Raw genomic sequence first — 24,609 nt, 5'->3', positions numbered from 1 at the left:
CGGCGGCCCGAGGCGGACAGACGCGCGGATAATAGGACGTGGTTTCAGGCACCAGGGACAGCTCTGATGTCAAGCTGTGGAATAGGATTCGTCACGAGGCGTTGCGAACGCGTATCGCCGCGATTGCTCCGCGATGACTCGATTCGCCGTCTCCGGTGGCCCGCGCCAGCCCGAACTGAGGTCGGCCGCTCACTGACATCGGTTATGTCGGCGGCGGGTGTGAGGGGCGGGGGACGCTCAAGCTGCCCGGATCATCGTCCGCAGGCGGGGCACTGGGCCATGCTGGGGAAGTGAGAAGGGCGGCCAGTGTCGCGCGGAAATCGTATATGCTTGTGTGGAAAGATAATTCGCCCGGTACTTTTGTCTCGCAGCTACGCCGTAGCCGATCCGCTGGTGCGTCGACCCGCCCGCGCCGTGCACTGGCAGGCGATCGCCGCGGTGATTACCCGTTCGGGTGGAAGGGTGCACCTCGTGTGCGGTGTTTGCCACCGGTTCGTCCGAGGAAGGTCTGGAGGGCCGCGGTGCCGCCGAGGCTTCCGGCGAGCAATCCCATCAGCAGTGCGACGTTGGTATTCATATTCGAGGTCCTCACGAGTGCCCCGTGTCGGTGTCGGGCGAGCGGTGGGTTGGGTTCAATGGGTGGGCCGGGGTCCGTCGTCGGGGAACCTGGCCTCGATGCGAGCCTTGATCTCGAGGGTACTGATCGGCCAGGTGCGCGGTGCGGTGCCCAACAGCTCTCAATCGCTTCCCTCCTGGTGACGGGCACCCGTACGGCTCATCAGCCGGCCCGAACAGACTCGCTCCCGTGGAACAGCGGAACCATGTGCCGTGACCGATTACTCGCGGATTCCAACCGAGTAGGCTTTGGGGCGAGGAGCGTTTGCAGCCGCCAGTCGACTGGCGCTCGTCTGGTAGAAGAGTGGGAAATCGGTGATGCGGGATGGACCAAGGGCGCAGACTCCGCCTGCCAGGCCCAGGGGTGAGCGACCGATGGTAGGGGCGGATGGTTTTGCTCCCATCGGCGGTGCGGTCCCGACGATCAAGGCTGAACTCGGAGCCGAGGGCTTCGGGGAAGTGGAGATGATCGGCCACGGCGGGTTCGGGGTGGTGTTCCGGTGTCGGGAGCCATCGCTCGACCGGGTCGTCGCCGTTAAGGTGCTGGGTTCGGGGCTCGATGAGGAGAGTCGAGCGCGGTTTCTGCGTGAGCAGCGCGCAATGGGTCAGCTCTCGGGGCACCCAAACATCGTCAATGTGCTGCGAATCGGGGCGACTCAGAGTGGCCTTCCCTTCATCGTCATGCAGTACCACCAGTGTGACTCACTGGAGGTTGCAATCCGGCGCGACGGTCCGACGGGGTGGGAGTCGGCAATCCGAATCGCGGTGAAGCTTTCGGGAGCGCTCGAGACCGTACATCGCGCGGGGATCCTCCATCGCGATGTCAAGCCGGCCAACATATTGCTGACCGACTACGGGGAGCCGCAGCTCTCCGATTTTGGTATTGCACGTATTCAAGGTGGCTTCGAGACGGACTCCGGCGCGCTCACCGGTTCACCGGCATACACGGCCCCGGAAGTGCTTTCCGGCGAGTCTCCCAGCGTTGCATCCGATATCTATGGGCTCGGCGCAACCCTGTTCTCTCTCATCACCGGGCATGCGGCCTTCGAGCGCCGGTCCGGTGAACAGATCGTTGCCCAATTCCTGCGCATTACCGCCGAACCAGCACCGCGTTTGCCGTCCGCCGGCTTCCCAGCCGACGTTCGCGCAGCGATCGAGACCGCGATGGCTCGGGATCCAGGCGCTCGTCCATGCACCGCAGCGGAGTTCGGAAATTTATTCCGCGAGGTCGAACGCAGTCACGATCTGGTTGTCGACGAGATGGCGATATCAACTCAAACCGACCGAACACCTGTTCGATCGATTCAAGACCGTGCCACCGGCACAGTCAGCTATGTGCCAACTCAGACACACGCCGCTTCGCTCCCTGAGGCCGTCGGGTCGTCGTTACAACCGCCGAGCGCGTCGACGAAGTACCGGCCGCCGACACCCACGCGGGCACTTGTGCCACGCAGTAGACTCGCCGGACAGTTACGTGACGCCAGTCGCCGGCGATTGATCTTGATCCACGCCCCTGCAGGGTTCGGAAAGAGCACACTGGCCGCACAGTGGCGCGACACCCTGATCAATTCCGGTGTTGCGGTCGCGTGGCTGAGCATCGACTCGGACGACAACAACGTCGTCTGGTTCCTCGCACACCTGACGGAGTCGATCCGCACCGTCCGACCCGATCTTGCCGCGGAACTCGGCCAGATTCTCGAGGAACACGGCAACCAGGCCGACCGGTACGTGCTCACGACCCTCATCAACGAGATTCACGAGCGCGGCGAGCTGCTGACTGTCGTCATCGACGACTGGCACAGAGCGACCGATGCCGCGACGATCGCCGCGATGGGATTCCTTCTCGATCATGGGTGCCACCATTTGCAGGTGCTGGTCACCAGCCGCAGTCAGTCGGGATTGCCACTCAGCCGCATGCGGGTCCGTGATGAACTCGTCGAGATCGACGCCGCTGCCCTCCGGTTCGACCTCGACGAATCCCGGGCGTTCCTCGTCGATATGTGCGGACTGACCCTCGAACAGGACGAGATCTCCAACCTCAGGGACTCCACCGAGGGGTGGGTCGCGGCCTTGCAGTTGGCGTCGCTGTCTCTGCGAGGGCGCGACGATCCAGCCGAATTCATCAGCCACCTATCGGGCCGACACCGAGGCATCGGCGAGTACCTCGCCGAGAACGTTCTCAGCGCCCTCGAACCCGACCTCCTCGACTTCATGCTGGCGACATCGGTCACTGAACGGCTCTGCGGTGATCTCGCGGCCGTGCTCGCACGCGTCGACGACGGCCAAGCGCTACTCGAACAAATCGAGGAACGCGATCTGTTCCTCCGTGCACTCGACGACGAGCGAGAGTGGTTTCGGTATCACCACTTGTTCGCCGATTTCCTGCGTCGTCGCATGCAGCGCGATCATCCCGCGCGCATCGCCGAACTGCACCGCACGGCGTCGCAGTGGTTCGCCGCGCACGATCTGCTGAGCGAGGCCGTCGGTCAGGCACTGGCCGCCGGGGAGCGGGAACTCGCGGCCGACCTCGTCGACGCACGAGGACTGGCGCTGATCGAGCACTCGCAGCTCGCGTCGGTACTGGGCCTGATCGACAAGGTTCCCCGGGTACTGGCCGCCGATCGCCCACACCTGCAGCTCGCCCTCGCCTGGGCGCACGTACTGCTCCACCATGACCACACCATCGTGGAGGAATCACTCCGATCTCTAGATGCCTGCATCGCCGACCTACCCGCCGCCGACACCACTACGGCCGACCTGCGGGTCGACGCCGCACTGGTGAGGGGAGTCGCGGACCTCTTCGGGGACCGCATCGACGGGCTGACCGAGTTGGTGTCGGACTGCACTGACCGGCAGAAGACCCTGCGCCCGTTCGTCCTCGCCGCCGCGTCCAACGTCGCGTCCTACGAGGCGATCCACCGCTTCGACTTCGACGCCGCACAGCGGTGGCAGGAATGGGGGACGCCCTTCCACGCGCGCACAACTGGGCCGTTCACTGGGGTGTACGGGCACTGCTTTTCCGGGATCGCGGCAAACGAGATGCTGCGCGTGGACGAGGCCGAGCGGTACTTTCGGTTGGCCTACGGTCTCGCGCGTGAGGCGGGAGGTCACCACTCGTATTCCACGAGGCTCGCAAGCGCGATGCTGGGGGATCTGCTCTACGAGCGCGGCGAGCTGGACGAGGCCGAGCGACTGCTGGACGAAAGCTATCAACTCGGCTCGGAGGGCGGTGTCGTCGATTTCATGCTCGTCACGTTCGGCACCGGATCCCGGATCAAGGCCATCCGGGGAGATATCACAGCGGCCGCCCAGCGGCTGGACGACGGTGCACAGATCGCCGCCGAGTTGGCGCTGCCGAGGCTGGCCGCCCGTATCGGCAACGAGCGGACGAGGTTGGGGCTCTCCGCCGCCGATCCCGCGCAGCACCTGGCCGAGGGCGACCCGGACACTCCCGCACCTGCGCCGGATCGGGTGGACGGGATCGTCGAGGTGACAGCAGAACTCGAGGAGGATTCGGCGATCCGGCGACTGATGGCAGAGAAGTCGCTGCCGAGCGCGCTCCGTGCCCGTACGAGGGCAGCGGCCCTGGTAGAGCGAATAGCGACCCATGAGCGTCCCCGTGCTCTGCTGCGAGCGCGACTGCTGCACGTCGTGTCGGTTCTCGTCGCCGGTGATGAGCAGGCGGCCTTGGATGCGCTGGTACCCCTGGCCGCGCAGTGCTCGGGTCTGGGCGTGATCAGGCTTCTGTGTGACGAGGGACCGCCAATGATGCAACTTGTTGCGCGGTTGCGGGACATTCAGACGCAACAGCGCCGGCCGTCACGTTGGCCGGCGATCTCGCAGGAGTTCTTGTCGTCGGTATTGGCCGCGGACGTGTCGGCGGGCGGGTAGTGCTCGGACCCAATGCCACGAAGTTAAGCGTTTCTGCAGTTCAGACATGCTGAGATCGAACAGCAGTGTGGCGGTGTGTGAACAACCCCCAACAGTGTCCCATCGCCGCGTTCTGAATTATGTTGGTATGCGATAGCCGTTCCGTATTCTACTGATGTGTCGGTATTTTCAGTGACCTTTCGCATGGGTGCTCCTAGGAACCTCGAATAGTGTTGGTAATCCAGCCGTCAAGAAGCAAGAGCCGAAGTCTGGTCGTGATGTAGCCGCGCAACCGTACTCGGCCCGGACCGCTCCTCCCGCGGAATCTGCGGCGTCGGAGGTGAACGCGCACATCGATTTGCCGTCGAGGTGGCGACGTGCGTGCCGACAGCGGTGCCCGAGGTCGGTGAACGGGGATCGTCTGTCGGCAACCACGGCAACGCGGCGTCGCGTATCACGCCGGTGAGGCGATATTTTCGTCCGGCGCGTGATTTGAAACCGCCCGAGCAGGGGGCGGAGCTCGGCTCCAGTGTGCCGACCGAGAGCCTCTATATCGAAACCCCGAAGACCGACTCGCTCGACGAGATACTGTCCGACTGGATGCAACTGAAGGCACCGTTGCTTCCGATCGAAGCCGGCGCGCACGTCGACGGGGTGACGGCACGATGACCGCCCCTCAGACGATGGAGATCGAGTCCGAGTTCGGCTTCGGTATCCACGCGCCGGCGCCGGCGCCGGCGTCGGCGTCGGCCGGCTCGAGCGAGGTGTTCCGGCGGTAGATCGCGTCGGTCGGTGCTCTGTGCGCGATGATGGACGGCGAGCCCGTGGGCATCGTCGCGACATCCCTCGCCGTCGAAATTTCCTTTGACCCGCCGGTGATTACGTTCTCGATCCGCAAGGCGTCCACCACGTGGCCGAAGCTGCGCACGGCTTCTCATCGGAGTTTCGGTGCTTGCGGAGAACCAGGGCGCGATCTGCCGGCAGATCTCCAGGCCCGCGGCCGAGCGGTTCACCGGGTTCGGTCTGCACGAGTCCGCTGAGGGTGCCGTGTTCTTGAAGGACGCCATGACCTGGCTGAACTGCTCATCCGAGACGGCCGCTAGTGCCCTCGAGCCGTCCGACGAAGCCGTGTCTCAATCTTGGGGTGGCTGACGCGCGCCGTCCTGTCGTAACGTCGTAGAAGTCCAGGTCGACGCCGGTGTGCGTGCGCAGGCGCACATCTTTCTGTTTGTTGCCCGGCCGGTAGAACCAGGAGGTTCACGATGGCTGTAGCGCGCATTTCTATATCAGCAGGACAGTTGTGGCTCCTGTGCAACGTGAACAGCGAGATTCGGTCATGAGTGACCGGGCGCCGTTCCTGATGACCGGTGTGGGCGGTGGTTACAGCAGCATCAGCCGGCTGGTAGCAGAGCTGCTGCTGCGGAGTGGTGAGCCCGTGCGGGCGATGGTTCATCGCGATGACGGCCGCGCCGACGCCCTACGGGACCTGGGGGCAGAAATTGTCGTGGGCGATCTGACCCGCCCTGGCGACGTCGCTGCGGCGTTGGCGGGCGTGAGGCGGATGTTCTTCAACATGAGTGTCTCCGCGGACTATCTGGAGGCCGCCGCTGTCGTCTGCGCGATTGCCGACGAGCGGGGCGATCTCGAGGCGTTGGTGAACATGTCGCAGATGACGGTGTCGCAGATGACGTCGACCAGCACCGACGAGTCCCGGCATCAACGGCTGCACTGGCTCGCCGAGCGCATCATGAACTGGTCCGGTCTGCCCGTCGTCCATGTCAGACCCACGGTCTTCCTGGACAATCCGCTGTTCACCGTCGTGGCGAGCCGTTCGGTCGCCGAACGGGGCGTCTTGGCCCTGCCGTTCGGTACCGGCAGGACCTCGCCCGTAGCCGCCACCGACGTGGCCCGCGTCATCGCCGCCATTCTTCAGGATCCAGCAGGCCGTGTCGGGCGGGTCTATGAGCTGACCGGCCCCGCCGTCCTGGACATCGACGGCCTCGCCGAGCAGTACACCCGTGGCTTGGGTCGGCCGGTAACGGGATCCGATCTGCCCTACGACAACTTCGTGGACCTGATGGGCGCGGTCCCCGGCATTTCGTCGCACACCGTGCAACACCTCCTCACGGTCGCCACACTGCACCGCGACGATCGCTACAACCGGCTGACGACCGACGTCGAGGACGTGACCGGGCAGCCCGCGCAGTCGGTCGAGCAATACATCGCCGCACACCGCGAGCTGTTCTCGAGGCCGGCCGCCGACGGGTAGTGGGGGTCGGGGTCATCGCGGCGGTGCGTCGAACCGAGTCCACTCGTACGCCCATTGCCGCATCCGGGTCCGGGCCAACACCGCGTGTAGGAGTGCCGGGACGACGACGATGCCGCCGGATCCGAGCGCCCATACCCCGCATGCGGCGGTCACGGCCACCACCGTGTCTTCCCGGTTACTTCGGATGGGGCCGGTGAGGTTGCCGTCGGCGCCGACGCTGATGGTGATGGTCTGCCCCGCCCTCGCGTGCGCGCCGGTGGGTACCACGGCGGTGTGGTCCCCGCTGGGCGTCGACCAGCGGGCTCGGGCACTGTCCTGGTTGTGGCTGGGTCGAAGTGCGTCGTCGGGGGTGTCGGGTGCTGGGTGGGTGTCCTCGAGCAGGACTGCGGGCACTTGGTGCACGCCGGAGCGCAGTGCCTGGGATTGTTGTTCCAATCGGGTGTGGGTCGCCGTTCCGAATGCGGCGGCGCACGGGATCAGCAGCAGCATCAGCGTCGCGGCGAGCAGCACGAGGACGGCCTCGTAGCGGTCGCCTGGGCGCATCAGGCGGTTGCGGCTCCACGGCCCGAGCCGCCACCACCGGATCGGCGTGGGTACCGGTGCCAGTTCCTCCCGACGCATCATCCGACCTCCGGCAGGATTGCGGTTTCTTCTCCTTCGATTGTGCGACGGAATCCCACGCGGTGCATTCCCGTCGCGTCACTGCGCATCGCCTCTATCTGCGCTACGCGTTGGAGAGGCGATCACGTCGCTCGCAGCCACGACCTGGGGTCGTCGCATACTGTGCCGATGATCTTGGAACACGCACTGCTGTCCGTGGCACCCGCAAGGGTCGAGGAATTCGAATCTGCATTCGGGCAGGCCGAGTCGATCATTTCGTCTGTGCCCGGATTCCTGCGACTGCGATTGTCACGCGGCCTCGAGCGACCGAATGTCTATCTCCTGCTGGTCGAGTGGGAAAAACTCGAAGACCACACCGAAGGCTTTCGTCAGTCGAGCCGGTACCAGCAGTGGAAGGACCTGCTGCACCATTTCTACGATCCCTTCCCGCTCGTAGAGCACTACGAGCCTGTCCGCGAAGTGTGATTGGACGCCTCGCCGAGGCTGGCACAACATGCGGACACCAGTCTGGTGGTGGCGGGGCTGCCGCCGTCTCCGCAGGACGGGCACACCATCGTGACGGTCTGTGCGATTTCGTCGACAGTGACGGTGAGCGGGACGGCGCACTGGCGGCACCACCTGTGTCGCGTGACGGCGTTGACGTGTGTCGGCGACGCGACGCATTGGTGAATCCACCGTCGGTGCAGCGGGCACGTCGTCCGGTCGTCGGGGGACAAGCGCCGCGCATCCTCAGCGGCGTCTTCCCTGGCCAGGCGATCACCCAGCGTGGTCGCACGGGACCGTCCCACCGCTGACGAGCGGCAGCCGGGGGCGGGCCGGATTGCGCAGGAGGTAGTCATGGGGTCACCTCGACGAGATCGAACCGGGAGTGCAATTGCGCCCAGGTCGCCCGGCGACGCCCGTCGCGGGTGCGGTATCCGCTGCCCGGCTCCGGAACCCAGGTCCGCATCAGATCGTCACGTACCGCGGGACGGTCGGCGGGTTCGCGGGTGTGCGCCAGCGCGGCGACCAACCACACCCGGGAGGTGGTGCTGCAGGGGGATGTCGAATGGGTATCCACGCCGAGCGGCTTCGTAGTCATGGGTCGTCCTCACGTCGGTCCCGGTCACGTACCCGTACTCGAAACGGTTGGCCCTCAACGAGTTGCTGATCCGCGTGGGATTCTCTGTCTGACCTCATGTTCCACCGGCTACGGTGTGACGCGTGTCTCATTTCCTGACACTGGTGGCGCGGACGACGTCAGATGTCGATGCCGAATTCCTTGATCTTGCGGTAGATGGTGGCCCGTGAGATGCCGAGAGCTGTTGCCGCGGCCTTCTTGTTGCCGTGGTTCTCTTCGAGGCTTCGCACGATGGCGTCGCGTTCGAGGGCCTCGATCTGGGTGAGTGTGTGTCGGCTCAGAGCTCGGCACATCGGGGGAAGCTGCTCGACCTCGACGACACCGGAGCGCTGACGCTGGACCACGTCGTGCAGAACCTGCCGGAGCTCGGTGACGTTGCCGGGCCAGCTGTACTTGCAGAGTTGGCGCATCGCCGCGGGCGACAGAGACAAGTCTGCGCCGCGACCGAGTTGTCTCAGCAGATGCGGTACCAAGCTGTGAAGATCGTCGATGCGATGACGCAGCGCAGGCATGGTGACGGTATGGCTGAAGTGGGGAAGGAGCAGCGTGTCGAGATCGGTGTTGTGATCGGTTCCGCCGATGGTCGCGCCGATCCATCCGGCGTGCTCGCGTCCTTGAATGAGGTCGGCGACAATCCGCTGCTGTGACTCGGTAAGGAGGTCGATGTCGCGCAGGATGACGCTGAATCGGTCTTGTGCGAGTTCCTGTTCGAGTGCCGGCAGGGCGGCGCTGTCGCCCGCGAGTTCGGCCACCGTGAAGATCCGTGTGCGGATGGGAATATGTTCGATGGCAACAGCTTTGAGGGCTGATCCGCGGCCGCTTCCGGCTTCGCCGGAGACGGTGACCCACTGTTGTTCGCGCGCGCAGCGAGCGATTTGCTGGCAACTGCGGCGCCAGGACGCGCTGCTACCGGTGATTCCGGGCAGAACGCGGATGCTCTCCAGAGCAGGGGATCCCGATGTGGGGATCTCCAGCAGATGTACGTAGAACAAGGCCATCTGCCTCCGTGCCCCCAGCCCGAAGTCCTCGACCGAGGACAGTCGGGCCGTCTGTCCGCTGGGCAGGGCGACGATGTGTCGTTGGGTGGCGGGCACGCCGCTCAGGTCGACGGCGTGTTCGAGCAACGCACCCTGATCCTGGGCATCCAGTGCCACGCGTAGTTTTCGGTTGACGAGAACGACATCGTCTCCGAGCGCCAACACTCCCGTTTGTGGTGACCGCCGACAGGCCTTCAGATAGGCGTTCAGTAACGCGGTCTGGTCCGCACTGGCCTGTGCCAGGAGGCGCCCTTCGATCTGAGCCGTGGCGGATTTGGCGAGAGTGGCCAAGAGTGGGCCCCCGTCCTCTACCCAGCCGGTGAGATCGAGTGCACCGACGAGGGCGCCGGACATCGGATGGGTGATGGGGACACCGGCGCATGCCAGTTGCCCGAGACAGTCGGCGTAGTGCTCGGCGCCCGTCACCAGGGTGGGCTGACGGGTTTCGAGAGTGGTGCCGATGCCGTTGGTGCCGACGAATTCTTCCGAGTAGCTGTAACCAGGTATCAGTTGGACGTCGTCGAGTGTGCGATTGAGTCGTTGACTGGCGGTGATCCTGGTCAAGATCACTCCGTCAGCCGAGGTCAGGATGACGCTCACTGGTTCGTCGACCAGTCCGTCCGCGAGTTGCCGCAAGACGGGTTCGGCTGCAGCCACGAGAGGGCAGTCCAGATTCGGCTCTCGTACGAACGGGAGGTCGAGCTGATCCGGGCGCACCTTGAGCGACTTCGATCGCTGCCACGAGTACGAGATGGGTTGGCGAACGGAGCTGTCGAGGTCGTTGTCGGCGAGGAACAGCTCTCGCGCCTTCTGTAGATCCTTGCTGGTCATGCTGTATTTACGCCCCGATTCTCCGCCTCTCACGTAGTTGAGAGTACGTCGTCTCGATGTGAGACGGGTCTCAATATGAGACGGGGTGGCGGAGGACCGGGATCAGCGCGGGGACGGCCGCGGCGTCGGCCGGGATTCACTGTCATCGACGTGGCCTTTCGACGCAGGGGAAGGGGGATGAGCGATTCGCTGTAGCCGCTCGGCGCACACGGCGAGAAGACGTTGCCGGAGGGTGTCGTCGAGGGGCGGGAAACGACGCCCGGCCGGGACCTGCAGGCGTTCGAAGTACTGCGCCTCGGTCCACCCGAACGTGACGAAGATGTCTTCGGCGCTGCCGCCGCCGAACACTGCCCACCGGTTGCCGAACTCCAGGACGACGTCGTCGTCCCGCTTCGATCGGACATGTGGATTCGTGGGTGTCATATCGCACGCCCCGGATTGAGAATCCCGGTGGGGTCGAACGCTGCCTTGATTCCTGCCATCAGGGACCTCTCCACCGAACCGATCATGGATTCGAGGTAGGGGCGTTTGAGGTCGCCGACGCCATGCTCGCCGGTGATCGATCCGCCCAGAGCCAAGCATCGCTTCACCATCTCGTCGAAGGCCTGGTAAGCCCGATCGGTGGCGTCCGGATCTGCACCGTCGAACACGATCGTGGGGTGGACGTTGCCGTCGGCGGCGTGCCCGAAGGTGCCGATGAGCAGTTGGTGGCGGTCGGCGATGCGGGTAATGGCGTCGAGCATGTGCGGTAGCCGGGGCACCGGCACGGCCAGGTCGTCGAGCAGAGTGCTGCCGCGGCGCTCGAGGGCGGTCAGCGCCACCCTGCGGGCCTGCATGAGGGCGTCACCTTCGGAGGGGTCGCTGCTCACGTACAGCTCGGTGGCCGCGGCAGCACGGCACGCGTCCGCGCTGCGCTGCGCTTCCGCCGCGGCAGCGTCGCCGTCGCACTGGATCAACAGCAGCGCGCCGGCCGTCTCGTCGAGACCCATGCGGGTCATGTCGTTGACGGCCGAGATGGTGGTGCGGTCCATGAGTTCTACCAGGCTCGGGTCGGCCACCGCCTGAATCGCCATCACCGCGTCGACCGCCTGGACGGGCTCGGCGAAGGCGGCGACGACGGTGGCCGTGCGCGCCGGTGTTCGACGCAGCCGCATGGTCGCCTCGACGATGACGGCCAGGGTGCCCTCGGACCCGACCAGCAGTTGGGTCAGGTTCAATCCGGCGACATTCTTGCGGGTGGCGGCGCCGGTGTGGATGATCCGGCCGTCGGCGAGCACCGCCTTGATCCGGGCGACGTGGTCGCCGGTGACCCCGTATTTCGCGCAACATGCTCCGCCGGCATTGGTCGCGAGGTTTCCCCCGATCGTGGAGACGGCGCGACTGCCGGGGTCGGGGACGTACCAGAGTCCGCGCTCCGCGGCCGCGGCAGCGAGGTCACCGTTGATCACTCCCGGCTCGACCGTGGCGGTGCGGGACTGTTCGTCGATGGTGAGGATGCGGTCGAGTTTCTCGGTGCTGAGCACGATGCAGCCGTCGATCGCGTTGGCCCCGCCGGCGAGTCCGGTGCCCGCCCCTCTCGTGACGACCGGAATGCCGTACCGGTGGGCGGTTTTCAGGGTTGTCACGACGTGGTCGGTGGTCCGGGCGCGGACCACCGCGATCGGATGTCCGGAGGGGGAGAGCAACGACTGGTCGCGGGTGTAGGCGATCATGGTGTCGCTGTCGGTCACCACGGCATCGCCCAGTGCCGCGAGCAGACCCGCGACGGGGCCGGTCGTCACCACGGTCATGCTTGTCCTTCCACAGTGTTGTATTCCGTCAGGTTGTGCACCGCACCGGGTTACCGGTTGATCTCCAGTTCGCCCATGCGGGACCAGTCGGTGCCGGGCAGGTCGGTGTGGAGGATGCGCGGTGTCTCGCTCAGCGTCGGGCGCATCGCGTCCAATCCCTTCCGGAAGTGGTCGGCGGCGACGTGGTCGGAGCCTGCCTGCCCGTCCCGGAACGCCTCGATCAGCACGAACTCGGCGGGATCGCCTGCGCTGCGATGCCATTCGAACCAGAGATTGCCAGGCTCGGATCGGGTCGCGTCGGTGAACTCCTTGGTGACGAGTAACCAGTCGTTCCGGTACTTGTCGAGGACCTTGAACTTCACGACGATGAAAATCACGATGACTCACTTTCTTTCGGACGAATGCCTCGCCGCCGGAACGGGGGAGTGGGTCACCGCCTCGCAGGACCGTCGAGGCGGTGACCCACTGGCTGCTCTAGTAGATGTTCGACGGGCGAACCATGCCTTCGGCGAGATCGCCGAAGCCGGGTGCCATGATGGCACCGGGATTGCCCAGCACCTCTTCCACGACAGCGGTCTCGGTGGTGATCAGAAGTGCCGCGATCGAGGCCGCGCTTTCGAGCGCGGCGCGGGTGACCTTGAACGGATCGATCACCCCGTCGTCGAACATGTCCCCGTATTCACCGGTGAGCGCGTTGAACCCGTGCCCGAGCGGCAAACCGGCGACCACCTCGACGACGTCGTCGCCGTCGAATCCGGCGTTGATCGCAATCCAGCGCAGCGGTTCGGCGAGGGCGCGGCGCACGACGTCACACCCGATGGCCTCGTCGCCGGCCAGGTCGAGATCGGCCAATGCCCGATGCGACTGCGCCAGCGCGGTACCACCGCCGGAGACGATCCCCGCTTCCACGGCGGCGCGGGTGGCGGCCAGCGCGTCCTCGACGCGCAACATCCGCTCCTTGAGCTCGACGCTGGTCGCGCCGCCGACGCGGATGACGGCAACCCGCCCGGTGAGCCGGGCGATGCGCAGTTCGAGGCTTTCCTGGTCCGCCTCGATCTTGGCGCGTTCGTGCTGGGATTCGAGCTGGGCGATGCGGGCGTCGAGCAGGCGCTGGTCCCCGTGCCCGCCGACGATCGTGGTCTCGTTCTCGGTCACGGTGATGCGATCACACGAACCGAGATGCTCGACACTGATTTCGGACAGTTCGATGCCGGTGTCCTTGGCGATCACGTGCCCACCCAGTGCCACCGCGAGGTCTTCGAGCTCGGCGACGCGGCGGTGCCCGAAACCGGGGGCCCGGACGACCACCGACTGCATCGTCTTGTGCATGTTGCCGCCGACGAGCAGTTGCAGGGCCGGCCCATCGACTTCCTCGGCCAGCACCACCAGGGACCGGTCGGCGCGTTTGGCCACCTCGATGCTCGGCATGATGTCTTGGACCTGGGTGATCTTCTTGTTGGTCAGCAGAATCAGCGGATTGGTGTGCACCGCCTCCATCCGCTCCGGGTCGGTGACCATGTAGCCGGAGATGTAGCCGTGGTCGAACTCGATGCCGTCGACGATGTCGACCGACAGCCCGAGGGTGTCGCTCTCCTCGGTGGTGACGACCCCGGACTTGCCGACGTAGTCGACGGCCTTAGAGATGGCGTGCCCGATCACTTCGTCGTCGCTGGCGGCGAGCGTCGCGATCCGCTGCAGGTCGCTCTGACCCCCGATCTGGGATGCCTGCTCGCGGAGGGAGTCGACGACCGCGGAGACGGCCCGTTCGATGCCGCGGCGCACCCGCATGGGGTTGGCGCCGGCGTCGACGGACCGCAGCCCCTCGCGGACCATCGCCTGGGCGAGCACCGTTGCGGTGGTGGTGCCGTCGCCGACCACACCGTTGGTTTTCATCGCCACTTCCTTGACCAGCTGGGCACCCATGTTGGCGAAGGGTTCGCGGAGCTGGATCTCGCGGGCGATGGTCACGCCGTCGTTGGTGATCGTCGGTGGTCCGGTGAGCTTTTCGAGCACCGCGTTGCGCCCCTTGGGGCCGAGGGTCACCTTGACCGCGTCGGCGAGGGCGTTGACGCCCTGCTCGAGCCGTGCTCGGGCGTCCGTGTTGTACCGCAGCTCTTTGGCCATGGCTGATGTTCCTTTCGTGCTTCGAGCGGAGGATGCGGGGTGTTACGGGACGAGAATCGCTCGGCCGCGCACCCGGCCGGCATCGAGATCGTCGAGTGCTTGCTGGAAGTCCTCGAGCCGGTACCGGGTGGTGTGCAAGGTGACCTTGCCCTGGGCGGCAAGGGTCATGAGCTCCTGGAGGTCGTTGTAGGAGCCGACGAGATTGCCGATGAAGTTGATCTCGGTAGAGATCACATCGATGGTCGGGACGTCGATGTTCTCGCCGTAGCCGACGACGTAGTAGTTCCCGGCGCGGCGCAGCATCCCGATTCCTTCCCGGGTCGCGCCGCCCTCGCCGACGAAGTCGACGACGGCTTCGGCGCCGTGTCCGCCCGTCAGGTCGAGCACCTGCTGGGGGTGGGTGCCGTCGGCGACGATGCCGTGGTCGGCGCCGATCTTCACGGCGAGTTCGACGGCCGCGGGGTTACGGTCGAGCACGACCACGGTGACACCGGAGATGGCCTTCAGGACCTGGATGCCGATGTGGCCGAGTCCGCCGGCCCCGATCACCACGCACACGTCTCCGGGCCGAGTCGTCTTCGCGGCCTTGGCAACGGCGTGGTACGCCGTCAGGCCTGCGTCGGCGAGGGCGGCGACGTCGGCCGGTTCGAGCGAGTCGTCGATCCGGACCACGCTGCGTGCGGTGGTGCGCAGATATTCGGCGTACCCGCCGTTGACGTCGATGCCGGGGAATGTGCTGTTCTGGCAGTGGACGTCGTCACCGAAACGGCACGCCCGGCACAGTCCGCACGTGATGAGCGGGTGCAGGATCACCTTGTCGCCGACCGCGACGTTGGTGACGGCGTCGCCTACCGCGTGGACCCAGCCGGCGTTCTCGTGCCCGATCGTGTACGGCAGCGCGACACCCGACTTCGCCTCCCACTGCCCTTCGAGGATGTGCAGGTCGGTGCGGCACACACCCGCGCCGCCGATGCGCACGATCACATCGAGGGGGCCCTCGATCGTGGGTGCGGGAATGTCGTTGAGCTGCAGCTTGGTGTGGTAACCCACCACTTGCACGGCCTTCATCGCGGGCTCCTGGTTCTGAGGTTGGTGATTCGCGGTGTGGCGCCGACGGATTCGCTGTCGGCGTAGCGGGTAGCAAGCAGGCCGCGGCAGAAGTGCGCGTTGCCTTCCATCGAGATGCGCACCGACTTGGCGAAGCGCAGCCGCATCGGCACCGACTCCGGGGGTATGCGCTTGCCGTCGTCGTCGACGAACACCCGGCTGGCCGGGCAGATGCTCAACCCGATGCCGATCCGTCGACGCAGCAACGCGGCCTTGGCCTTTCCGGGAGCGAGGTCGCTGAGGGTGAGCCGGTAGATCTCGTTGACACCCACATCGGTGGTCTTCAGGTGCGCCTCGACGCACCGCTCCATCGCCGCGGCGTGCGCCTTGGACCGGAACGTTCGGCGCAGTTCGTGCAGACTCTCCTCCGCCTCGGAGCCGAACGTCCCGACGTATCCGGCGTCCGCCGCGAGACCGGCGTTGATCTTGTCGCTGTCGTGATGGTCGTCCAGCAGCACCCGCACCTCACCGATCTCCTCGACCAGGCGCAGGGCGTCGAGGGCATCGGAGGCCATGAGGTAGGCGAAGTTCGGCGAACAGAACGCGGTGGGCAGCCGCAGGTGCACGGTGACCCCGTCGTCGTCGAGGGCGACCGACCGGACGAACCCGAGATCGGTGATCGGCTCGTCCAGTTCCGGGTCGGTAACCGTCGACAGGGCCATCAGGACCTCCTGTTCGATGCAGACAAGAGCGGCGGTCATGACGACACGGTCTCCCGCGCCCCGGCAGCGACCTCCACACCTTCCTGCCCGGCCGGCTCGGCGAGATGCAGGTTTGCGGGAACGTCGATGTCGTACAGCGCCGCCGCGTTGAGGCCGAGGATCTTCTTCTTCTGCAGGGCGGTGATCGGGGCGTACTCGCCCTGCATGTCCTCGGGGATCTGGAAGTCGACGAACTTCTCGATCAGCCACTTCGGGGTCCACAGCGCGTAGTCGCTGCCGAACAGGATCTTGTCCTCGCCGATCCAGTAGAGCAACTCGCCGATGATCTGGGCGAAGTAGCGGGGCCGGGTATGGATGAACGGAAGGGCAACCGCCAGGCCGCCGTACACGTTCGACTCCTGGGTGGCGATCCAGCAGAAGTCCTCGAGCCGCGGCAGTCCCACGTGCTCGACGACGAATCGAAGGTCCAGGTAGTCGGTGGCGACCTTGTCGACGTCGGAGACGTCGAAGGCATCGCGGTCGAGGGGACGGATCGTCGGACCCTTGTGGACGTGAATGTTCTTGATCCCCAACTCGATGCACTCTTCGAGGTAGCGCCGCGACCACGGGTCGTCGAGTTTGTAGCCGCGGGAGTCGCCGTGCCATTCGGCGGTGTAGAGCTTGACGCCCTGCAGGTTCATCCGGTCGGCATCCTTGCGGAGCTGTTCGAGCCCGGCCTCCTCGTGGCGCGGGTCGTAGGCGTGGTTGTAGGTGAGCTTGCCGGGGTGCTTGGCGACCAGGGCGAGTGCTTCGTCGGTTCGCCCGAATCCATTGTGGTAGAAGTCGCTGAGCAAGGTGGCCTGGAAGATCGCGTGGTCGACGTAGCCCTCCACGAAGATGTCACGCTCGAAGCGTTCGCTGCCGTAATACGTGTAGGTGTCGTAGTCCCACACGACCTCTTCGGGGCTGAGGTTCTTGTGATAGTCGTAGAAGCAATCGATGAACTGCTTTCCGTGCACATTCTTCTGGTTCGACTCGCGGGCGTCCCAGACGTGTACGTGGCCGTCCACGATGAAATACTTCTCGCCGTTCTTCTCATACATGTTGGATGCTCCGGTTTCAATCGATGGGTAAAATCTGGCCACGGCTCGCCGCAGCTGCGTAATTCACCGGCTGATGGTGACCTTGAGTGCGTCGTGGGTGTCTGCATGTGCAAAGACGTCGTACGCGTCCATCATTTGCTCGAGCCCGAACGAGTGAGTGCTGAAGGTCCCGACGTCGATCTTCTCGTGAGCCACCAGATCCAGGAGGGTAGGAATGGTGGTGCCGTTGACAAGTCCGGTGGTGATCGTGATGTTTTTGATCCACAGATCTTCGAGGTGCAGATCGACAGGTCTGCCGTGCACACCGACGTTGGCGATGCTCCCTCCGGGACGCACCAGGGCAGTGCACAATTCGAAGGTTTCCGGGATCCCGACTGCCTCGATCACCACGTTGGCGCCCAGACCGTGAGTGAGTTCGAGGACGCGGGCTCGGACGTCCTCTGTGCCACTGTTGATGGTCTCGTCCGCACCGAAGCCGAGTGAACGTTTGAGCCGGGATTCGGAAAGATCGACAGCAATGACGGTCGCGGCGCCGTAGAGCCCTGCCGTGCGGATCGACGCCAGCCCGACCGGGCCCGCACCCACTACCACGACGGTGTCGCCAGGTTTCACTCGAGCGTTCTGCACCCCGATCTCGAATCCGGTGGGCAGAATGTCGGCAAGGAAGATTGCCTGCTCGTTCGTGACGGCCTCGGGCAACAGGTGCACGCTCGTCTCGGCGAACGGCACGCGCACGTACTCTGCCTGCGTACCGTCGATCAGGTGTCCGAAGATCCACCCGATGCCACCGACGGAAGCGCAATGGGAGGGCATGGCGCACTTGCAGGGCCCGCACTTGCCGCAGGAGGTTATCGCCGGCACCAGCACCCGATCTCCCACTGCGAGTGACGTAACGGCCGACCCGACTTCGGTGATGACGCCGACCGCCTCGTGCCCGAGCACGCGACCGGGGGTCACAGCGGGCACATCACCTTTGAGGATGTGCAGATCGGTCCCGCAGATCGTCGTCGTATCGACACGCACTACTACATCGGTCGGGTCGACCAGGTGTGCGTCGGGCACATCGGTCCACGACATCGAGCCGGGACCCTGGAACACAAGTGCTTTCACATCGATCTCATTCTCTGAAGGGTTGACGACGCACCCGCTGAAACCTGGGATGCCTCTCGGTCCACCGGCGCCGCCCACCAAGTCCGGTCGGGCGGCGCCGGCACGGTGCAATGTCGGTTCGTGTCTACTGTGCTGTGAGGTCGAATCCGATGTACTCGGCGGCGTCCTCGGGGCTGGCGAACAGCAGGGTCTTCTCGTCGAGGTGGACCATGCGCCCGTAGTGGGTGGAGCTGATCTCCTCGAAGATGGATCCGTCGAATTCCTGGCCCAGGGCGTCGGTGAGTTCCTCGTAGTCGAAGTCGAGCAGCTTCTGGCCGTCGACGCGGATCATCGACGGGTACTCGGTCAGCTCGACACCGTCCTTGGCACCCATCACCTCCGCGACGACCCGGCCGATGGGGGTGTTCATCAAGGTGACGCCACACATGTTGGAGAACTCGGTGGACGATCCGAATTGCATGCTCACTTGTCCAACTCCTTGGGGATGTCGAGCCCGAGGTCCTCGAGCAGGGAACGGAACTTGTCCGTGGCGGCGTCCAAACTGGTGGCGAAGGTGACCGCCTTGTCGGCCGGCTGCGACCAGATCGGCTGCAGCGCCCGGGCGGCGTCGAGGCACCGCGGCACCCAGATGGCCAGCCAGGTACCGAACAGCTCCTTGTTCGACTCCCCGTGCTCGGGGTCGCGGGTGAGCAACCGGAACAGGTTGCGGGTGTAGGCGAGGTCGCGGTCGTAGTCGTGCTCGCCGGTGCCCACGATGGTGGGGGTGATGTAGTCACCGTTACCGGCGGCGATCTGCATGACCAATTCGCTACGGAACAGGGTGCCGACCAGCTGCTCGAAGACGACGTTCGAGGCGAACAGCAGCTCACACCAGTCCGGAACCGCGGTGAGCCGCTCGACGACCTCACGGGTGGGCTGCCACTCGGGCGCTGACTGCCAGACCTCCTTGTGGGCGGCACCGTCGAAGTTCTCGGTGGCGTCGGACAGGTCCAGGTTGAACAGGGCCAGGTCCTGGGCGAAGCGCATCTTGTGGGCGGCGTTCACCGCGACGGCGGTGTTGATCATGTTCGTCGGGCAGGACCGCTGGATGGAGGTGAACACGTGCAGCGCCAACCCGTTTTCGGCGTGCATCCACGCCCCCAGGTTGCGGGAGATGAACGTCAGCCACGGGGTGTTCCAGGAGTCGTAGACCCGGGCGCGCTTGGCGTTGGACAGGCACAACTCGACCTGATGGACCACCTTGGAATTGTTGCGGAAGATGGTCTGGTCCCACTCCTCGTTCGGGTCGAGGAAGGCGTGCCAGTTCGACGACTTCGCGGCCGTCCACTCCTGCGGGTAACCGCCGGGGCCGTCACCGAAGCCGTAGATCCAGCCCTGGGACAGGTGGCGATCGGGGTCGGGTTGGACGTCGACGGTCACGTCCTCGTACATCGTCGACCGCTTCTTGGCCGGCGTGTAGTAGGTGAAGGAGCGGCTGCGGGAGCTGGGGAACTCCAGCGCACCGGCTTCGGAGTCGGTGAACTCGATCTTCGGAAAGCTACGTTGCTTGGACTCGGAGGTTGCGGTCATCTCGTTTCTCAGTTCTGTCGGTAAAGCAGGAAAGTGGTTTCCTCGGGCGGCTACTCGAAGGCGGGGCTGGTGAACTTGTCGTAGAAGATCTGGTCGTGCGGGGTGCCCTTCGCCTCCAGCAGTTCCAGGGCCGCATCGACCATCGGCGGCGGCCCGCACAGGTACACCTCGGCCCGGCCGACGCCGGGCTCGCGGCGGCTGACGACGTCGGTGACATTGCCGTCCTCGACGGTGATCGCACCCACAGGCGGCGGGTCCATCGATTCCGAGAGGCAGGCCACGAAAGTGAAGTTCGTCAGTCCCTGTCCGAGTGCGAGGATCTCGTCGAGGTAGAACAGGTCCTGCGGGGTGCGGGCACCGTAGTAGAAGTGCACCTGCCGGGTGTTGCCCGTCTCGCTCATGTGCCGCAGCAACGACAGCAGCGGTGCCATCCCCGCGCCGCCGCCGATGAACACCATCGGCAGGACATGGCCGTCCTTGATGGTGAACGACCCGTACGGTCCGGTCAGGGCGATCTCGTCACCCACCGAGATTCCGTCGTCGAGCAAGCCGGCGAACTTGCCGCCGGGATACTTCTTGATGAGGAACTCGACATGTCCCGGCGTCGATCGGGTCGTCGCCATGGAGAAGGACCGATGCTCGTCGGTTCCCGGGATGTGCAGGTCGGAGTACTGACCGGGCTTGAATTCGTACGCCGCGGGTTCGATGGGCGCCAACCGTAGCGACACGATGTCCTTGGTCATCGGCTCGATCCCGGTCACCCGGGTGCGCACATCCTGGATGGGGACACCGCCCAGCAGTTCGTCCTCGTCGAAATTGAGTAGTTCGATGGTGCAGTCGCTGTATGCGGTTGACCGGCAGAGCAGGACGTTGCCCTCGTCGACCTCGGCGTCGTTGCACGCAAACGTCGAGTAGTTCTCCATTTGGATATCGCCGTCGAGGACAAAGGATTTGCAGGCCGAGCAACGTCCCTCGCGGCAGCCGTGCATCAGGTGGATGCCTTGCCGAAACGCGGCATCGAGGATGTACTCGTCTTCGCCGACTTCCATCTCGATGTCGACGGGCTCGAAGTTGATACGGTGCTTGTCGGCCACGGGGGTCTCTCCTGGGTTCGTGAAATGAATGGTGAGACGGTGGGTGGCGCCGGAGTGGCCGCGGCGCCACCCACCGGGCCTGGATCAGGCCGGAACTGTGCCGCCGGCGCGGTACGCGGCGATGTGCGCGTTGCGTTCGGCTTCGGACATTTCGTTCAAGAGCACGTTCGGGCTCTGGAAGGTGTTGCCCCGCACGTCGTCGAGAGTCCACATCTTCTTCGGGTCGTCCAGATCGAGGTGCGGCTGACCGACCAGGGTCTTGCCGTCGTCGCGGACGTACCCGAGATCGGAAACGATGTCGGCGAGGTCCTTGCCGTGATGCAGGGTTTCCCACTCACGGAATCCGGTGAGCCGCCCCATGTTCGGGGTCGGGCGGCCCTGGTACTCGCTGCGGAACGCGACGGCGTCGGTCCAGTAGCAGGTTTCCGAGCAGTAGGTCCGCCACTGCTCGTCGACCTTCTCCACGACCATGTCCTCACGGATGAGGGCGGGCACCATGCAGGTCCAGCAGCGGTGCGGGTACTGGTACCCGACCTCCTCGAACGCGATCGGCTTGTTGCGGCCGGGGTAGGCGAGCCGGTTGTACTCCTCCCACCACTTGCCGTACTTCGAGTACCAGCCCGGGTACTTGTGCTCGAACCACTCGAAGTCCTTGTCGGTCATCGCGTCGATCCGCCAGTAGTTCACCGGCCAGCCGGTGGCGAAGAACCGGGCCACCTCGTGGACGTAACCCTTTTCGGTGATCCGCTTCCACGCCTCCTCGACCAAGTCGTGCGGAATCGTCAGGCCGTACTTCTCGAGCGGGATGAGGTAGCTGCGGTAGTAGTCGTCGTAGATCCACCGCCGCCACATCTCGGCGTAACTCTCCCGGTCCTTGCGACGGTCCTTCGTGCCGTACTCGATGAAGGTGCCGATCGCGGCGTCGACGACGCAGTGGTTGTTCCACCACGCGTACCGCAGGTCGCGTTCGAGCAGTGGACGGTTGCGCTCGTCGGCGAGTGCCATCAGCAGGATCGAGTAGCCGTTGGAGATGTGCCGCGACTCGTCCGACTGCACCGAGTGGAAGACCGTCGGCAACAGGTAGTCACCGTTGGCGGCCGCCTCGTCGGGCATGGCTACGAACAGGGTGTTGGTGAACGCTGTCTCGGCGACCACGGTCAGGTAGATGTTCGCTGCGGTGATCGCGTCGCCGGTGATGAACCCTTCGCCGAACTGCCTGCCGATGGTGCCCGCGTAGTTGTTCGCGAACGCCTTCTCGGTCATGTCGAACCCGGCGGGATCGATGTAGTTGTTCATGTACAGCTTCTTGAGGTTCATCTGGATCGTCGAGTGACGAACCTCGTCGATCATCTGTACCGCCAGCCCGTTGTGGATTTCCGGGTTGGGGACGGCGTCGATGGCCATCGGCATCGCTCGGGCAGCCGAGATCTCCGGGAACGGAATGATCGACAGGAACAGCTTCTGCCATTCGAGCCACCGCTGCTGCACCTGGCGGAACATGTTGCCGCGGATGGCACCGTCCATGGCGCCGTATACGCGGTTGTCCTTCTCTTCCTCCATCGGGAAGTAGGACCGCATGATCTGCTTGAGAGGATCCTTCTTCGGAGCCTTTTCGAAGGTGTAGTCGGTGCCGAACCGGGTTGCCGGAGTTGCGAATGTCGGATCCCATGACAGTTCGGTGATCTTCGCGTGGGCCTTTGTCAGGCTTTGCCTACTCAATGTGCGCCTCCTGGATCATGAGCCGGCCGGGTGCCGGCTGCGGGGACGTTGTGCGATTGATTGAACCCCGTGATCCAGCTCTCATCCGTCTCAGTGTGAGACGGAGGTCACTTTCAGGTGGGTGGTGGGTGCCTACACTCGCCCCGCGCCGCGGCAGACCCTCATACCCATCGATCAGCCGACACAGGAGACCAATGCGAGTGACCCCACAGCCCTCCAGCACGTCGAACCACCTTCGTCCGAGCAATTGGCTCCGGGTGTCCTGGTCGCGATCTCGGCAGGCGTTGGGCGACGACGACCGGCCCAACGCCGCGTACGTCGATCGCGTTTCCACCGATACGGTGCTCGAGCGGGCAGCCCGATCCGTGCTGCCCACGTTGACGGCCGACATCGAAAACGAGCCGGTATCGATGATTCTCACCGACGCCAACGGCATCGTGCTCTCCCGCACCGGCGGCGACGGCACCTTGTTCACCGCACTCGACCGAGTCGACCTCGCCCCGGGCTTTCGCTACGCGGAAACCCAGGTCGGCACCAATGGAATCGGCACCGCGCTCGAGGTCGGGCGCCCCCTCCTCGTGGACGGAGACCAGCATTTCAGCGGCCCGCTCCGGTCCTTCTCCTGCGCGGGAGCGCCGGTGACGCACCCCATCACCGGAGCGATCCTCGGTGTCGTGGACTTGACCACCGCCGCGCAGAATTCCAACACCCTGTTGCTGTCCTTCGCGAAACTCGCCGCCGCCCGCCTCCGCGAGCGCATACTCGACGACGCAACCGAACTGGACCGGGCGATCTTCAGTGCCTACCGGTCCGCATGCCGGCGTTCCAGCCGACCCGTCGTCGCCGTCGGTGACGAGGTCGTGATGATGAACTCGCTGACCCGGCAAGAATTCGACTCACCAGACCAGATGGCCATTCTCGAACGCACCCGAGACATCGGCGGCGAAACGACACCGGTCACGATCCTCACCGACCTGCCCAGCGGAACGGTCGCACGCCTGAGTTACGAGCCGACATTCACCGGTAGCCGGCTTGCCGGCGGAATCGTCCGGATCACGAAACAGGTTGCCTCGCAAATTTACTCCACCCCTGAGGTGAACGCGCCCACCCCGCCCGCGATCGCCGGTGCCAGCCCGCTCTGGCAGCACACGGTCCAGGCGGTCGTCGACGCCTGCCGGCGACAGGACTGGCTCGTCCTCGACGGAGAACCCGGCGTCGGCAAGGCAGCCCTGATCCGGGCGGCACACCAGCTCGTCCCGGACCGCCGGCTTGCCGCACTCGACGCCACCTCATTGGACGACGACCTCCTCACCCAGGCCTCCGACGTACTCGACAGCGGATCGGACCTGGCAATACTGCGCGCACACGCCCTGGACGAGACTCATCTCGCCGCGCTCGCGGACCTACTGCTGGACCTCCAGACACAGGAGCCACCTCGCAGACCCTGGGTGGTGCTCACCCGGTATCCCCAGGACTCGACCGACACCAGCCCACTGCTGCGCATGTTCCCCAAATCGGTCACGGTGCCACCCCTGCGGCACCACCTGGACGACATTCCCGATCTGGTGCGCAGCCTGCTCGGCACCCTGGGGGCCACCGGCCTCACCCTGGCTCCGGCCGCCTCGAATCAGCTCGCGCGTCTGGCCTGGCGCGGAAACGTCACCGAACTGAAGAAGGTCCTCGAGGACACCTACCGGCGGCAACGGTCCGGCATCGTCGAACTCGACACCCTCCCTCCCGCATGCCGTTCCACCACACGCCGAAAGTTGACCAGAATGCAGGCGCTCGAACGTGACGCGATCGTCGACGCCCTCGCGCTTCATGCCGGCGACAAGGCCGCCGCCGCCACCGCCATCGGCATGTCCCGAGCGACGATCTACCGCAAGATCCGCGAATTCGGCATCGTGCGCTGAGCGACCCTGACCGCGGGAATATCACATTGAGACGCCGCTGCACTCTGCCCTGAGGGATGCTCTTGCCGAACCACAT

23 protein-coding genes are annotated in these 24,609 nt (G+C 65.1%); 6 read left to right on the top strand and 17 right to left on the bottom strand.

Annotation, left to right across the window (positions count from 1 at the left end; translation table 11 throughout):
• Positions 1–442: 442 nt before the first annotated feature.
• Entirely contained in the window at positions 443–577 is a 135-nt protein-coding gene (locus ACFWAY_RS27805; protein ID WP_378457958.1) for a hypothetical protein, read from the bottom strand.
• Between the two features lie 413 nt (positions 578–990).
• Here ACFWAY_RS27805 and ACFWAY_RS27800 point away from each other — a divergent pair, with 413 nt between their 5' ends.
• Positions 991–4,506, top strand: coding sequence for a protein kinase (locus ACFWAY_RS27800; RefSeq protein WP_378457959.1), 3,516 nt, complete (start codon positions 991–993; stop codon positions 4,504–4,506).
• Positions 4,507–4,866: 360 nt separating this feature from the next.
• Entirely contained in the window at positions 4,867–5,154 is a 288-nt protein-coding gene (locus ACFWAY_RS27795) for a hypothetical protein (protein ID WP_378457960.1), read from the top strand.
• Positions 5,155–5,161: 7 nt separating this feature from the next.
• Here ACFWAY_RS27795 and ACFWAY_RS27790 read toward each other — a convergent pair whose 3' ends face one another.
• A complete protein-coding gene (locus tag ACFWAY_RS27790; RefSeq protein ID WP_378512902.1) occupies positions 5,162–5,413 on the bottom strand; it encodes a hypothetical protein in 252 nt (83 codons plus the stop codon).
• A 20-nt stretch (positions 5,414–5,433) separates the two neighbouring features.
• Here ACFWAY_RS27790 and ACFWAY_RS27785 point away from each other — a divergent pair, with 20 nt between their 5' ends.
• Together ACFWAY_RS27785 and ACFWAY_RS27780 are read left to right on the top strand one after the other, a co-directional pair.
• Entirely contained in the window at positions 5,434–5,637 is a 204-nt protein-coding gene (locus ACFWAY_RS27785) for a hypothetical protein (RefSeq protein WP_378457962.1), read from the top strand.
• 184 nt (positions 5,638–5,821) lie between these two features.
• Positions 5,822–6,754, top strand: a complete 933-nt coding sequence (locus tag ACFWAY_RS27780; protein ID WP_378512901.1) for an NAD(P)H-binding protein — start codon at positions 5,822–5,824, stop codon at positions 6,752–6,754.
• A gap of 12 nt (positions 6,755–6,766) precedes the next feature.
• Here the strand turns inward: ACFWAY_RS27780 and ACFWAY_RS27775 are convergent, their stop codons facing one another.
• On the bottom strand, positions 6,767–7,375 hold the full coding sequence (locus tag ACFWAY_RS27775; protein ID WP_378512908.1) for a hypothetical protein: 609 nt from the start codon (positions 7,373–7,375) through the stop codon (positions 6,767–6,769).
• 168 nt (positions 7,376–7,543) lie between these two features.
• On the opposite strand from ACFWAY_RS27775, the gene ACFWAY_RS27770 reads away from it, so the two are divergent.
• On the top strand, positions 7,544–7,840 hold the full coding sequence (locus tag ACFWAY_RS27770; protein ID WP_378457964.1) for an antibiotic biosynthesis monooxygenase family protein: 297 nt from the start codon (positions 7,544–7,546) through the stop codon (positions 7,838–7,840).
• Between the two features lie 370 nt (positions 7,841–8,210).
• On the opposite strand, the gene ACFWAY_RS27765 is transcribed toward ACFWAY_RS27770, so the two are convergent.
• The 14 genes from ACFWAY_RS27765 to ACFWAY_RS27700 all read right to left on the bottom strand — a co-directional run bounded on the left by ACFWAY_RS27765 (position 8,211) and on the right by ACFWAY_RS27700 (position 22,620).
• Positions 8,211–8,456 (bottom strand): hypothetical protein, encoded by a 246-nt coding sequence (locus ACFWAY_RS27765; RefSeq protein WP_378512900.1) that lies wholly within the window; start codon positions 8,454–8,456, stop codon positions 8,211–8,213.
• Positions 8,457–8,614: 158 nt separating this feature from the next.
• A complete protein-coding gene (locus ACFWAY_RS27760; RefSeq protein ID WP_378457985.1) occupies positions 8,615–10,363 on the bottom strand; it encodes a sigma-54-dependent Fis family transcriptional regulator in 1,749 nt (582 codons plus the stop codon).
• A gap of 102 nt (positions 10,364–10,465) precedes the next feature.
• Complete coding sequence (locus tag ACFWAY_RS27755) at positions 10,466–10,786, bottom strand: hypothetical protein (protein WP_378512899.1); 321 nt, start codon at positions 10,784–10,786, stop codon at positions 10,466–10,468.
• On the bottom strand, positions 10,783–12,153 hold the full coding sequence (locus tag ACFWAY_RS27750) for an FAD-binding oxidoreductase (RefSeq protein WP_378512898.1): 1,371 nt from the start codon (positions 12,151–12,153) through the stop codon (positions 10,783–10,785). The genes ACFWAY_RS27755 and ACFWAY_RS27750 overlap by 4 nt, the downstream gene beginning before the upstream one ends.
• 50 nt (positions 12,154–12,203) lie before the next feature.
• Positions 12,204–12,530 carry a putative quinol monooxygenase gene (locus tag ACFWAY_RS27745; RefSeq protein WP_378512897.1) on the bottom strand — a complete coding sequence of 109 codons (327 nt, stop codon included), beginning with the start codon at positions 12,528–12,530 and terminating at the stop codon, positions 12,204–12,206.
• 97 nt (positions 12,531–12,627) lie between these two features.
• Entirely contained in the window at positions 12,628–14,277 is a 1,650-nt protein-coding gene (gene groL / locus ACFWAY_RS27740; RefSeq protein ID WP_378512896.1) for a chaperonin GroEL, read from the bottom strand.
• A 42-nt stretch (positions 14,278–14,319) separates the two neighbouring features.
• Positions 14,320–15,345, bottom strand: a complete 1,026-nt coding sequence (locus tag ACFWAY_RS27735; protein WP_378512895.1) for an NAD(P)-dependent alcohol dehydrogenase — start codon at positions 15,343–15,345, stop codon at positions 14,320–14,322.
• Positions 15,342–16,085, bottom strand: coding sequence for an iron-sulfur cluster assembly protein (locus ACFWAY_RS27730; protein WP_378512894.1), 744 nt, complete (start codon positions 16,083–16,085; stop codon positions 15,342–15,344). The genes ACFWAY_RS27735 and ACFWAY_RS27730 overlap by 4 nt, the downstream gene beginning before the upstream one ends.
• Positions 16,082–17,128, bottom strand: coding sequence for an amidohydrolase family protein (locus ACFWAY_RS27725; protein WP_378512893.1), 1,047 nt, complete (start codon positions 17,126–17,128; stop codon positions 16,082–16,084). Before ACFWAY_RS27725 ends, ACFWAY_RS27730 begins: the two co-directional genes overlap by 4 nt.
• Positions 17,129–17,191: 63 nt before the next feature.
• Positions 17,192–18,238: a zinc-binding dehydrogenase gene (locus ACFWAY_RS27720; RefSeq protein ID WP_378512892.1), complete on the bottom strand. Its 1,047-nt coding sequence runs from the start codon at positions 18,236–18,238 to the stop codon at positions 17,192–17,194.
• 124 nt (positions 18,239–18,362) lie between these two features.
• Complete coding sequence (gene mimD, locus ACFWAY_RS27715; protein WP_009472934.1) at positions 18,363–18,704, bottom strand: propane 2-monooxygenase effector subunit MimD; 342 nt, start codon at positions 18,702–18,704, stop codon at positions 18,363–18,365.
• Positions 18,701–19,807 (bottom strand): aromatic/alkene monooxygenase hydroxylase subunit beta, encoded by a 1,107-nt coding sequence (locus tag ACFWAY_RS27710; protein WP_378512891.1) that lies wholly within the window; start codon positions 19,805–19,807, stop codon positions 18,701–18,703. The genes mimD and ACFWAY_RS27710 overlap by 4 nt, the downstream gene beginning before the upstream one ends.
• Before the next feature lie 50 nt (positions 19,808–19,857).
• Positions 19,858–20,901, bottom strand: a complete 1,044-nt coding sequence (locus ACFWAY_RS27705; protein ID WP_378512890.1) for an FAD-binding oxidoreductase — start codon at positions 20,899–20,901, stop codon at positions 19,858–19,860.
• An 84-nt stretch (positions 20,902–20,985) separates the two neighbouring features.
• Positions 20,986–22,620 carry a methane monooxygenase gene (locus tag ACFWAY_RS27700; RefSeq protein ID WP_378457976.1) on the bottom strand — a complete coding sequence of 545 codons (1,635 nt, stop codon included), beginning with the start codon at positions 22,618–22,620 and terminating at the stop codon, positions 20,986–20,988.
• Between the two features lie 284 nt (positions 22,621–22,904).
• On the opposite strand from ACFWAY_RS27700, the gene ACFWAY_RS27695 reads away from it, so the two are divergent.
• Positions 22,905–24,533 (top strand): sigma-54-dependent Fis family transcriptional regulator, encoded by a 1,629-nt coding sequence (locus tag ACFWAY_RS27695; protein ID WP_378457986.1) that lies wholly within the window; start codon positions 22,905–22,907, stop codon positions 24,531–24,533.
• Positions 24,534–24,609 lie beyond the last annotated feature (76 nt).

It is taken from the genome of Rhodococcus sp. NPDC059968, from assembly GCF_042738615.1.
Taxonomy (GTDB): domain Bacteria; phylum Actinomycetota; class Actinomycetes; order Mycobacteriales; family Mycobacteriaceae; genus Rhodococcus_F.
This window is presented reverse-complemented; position numbering and strand designations above follow the sequence as displayed.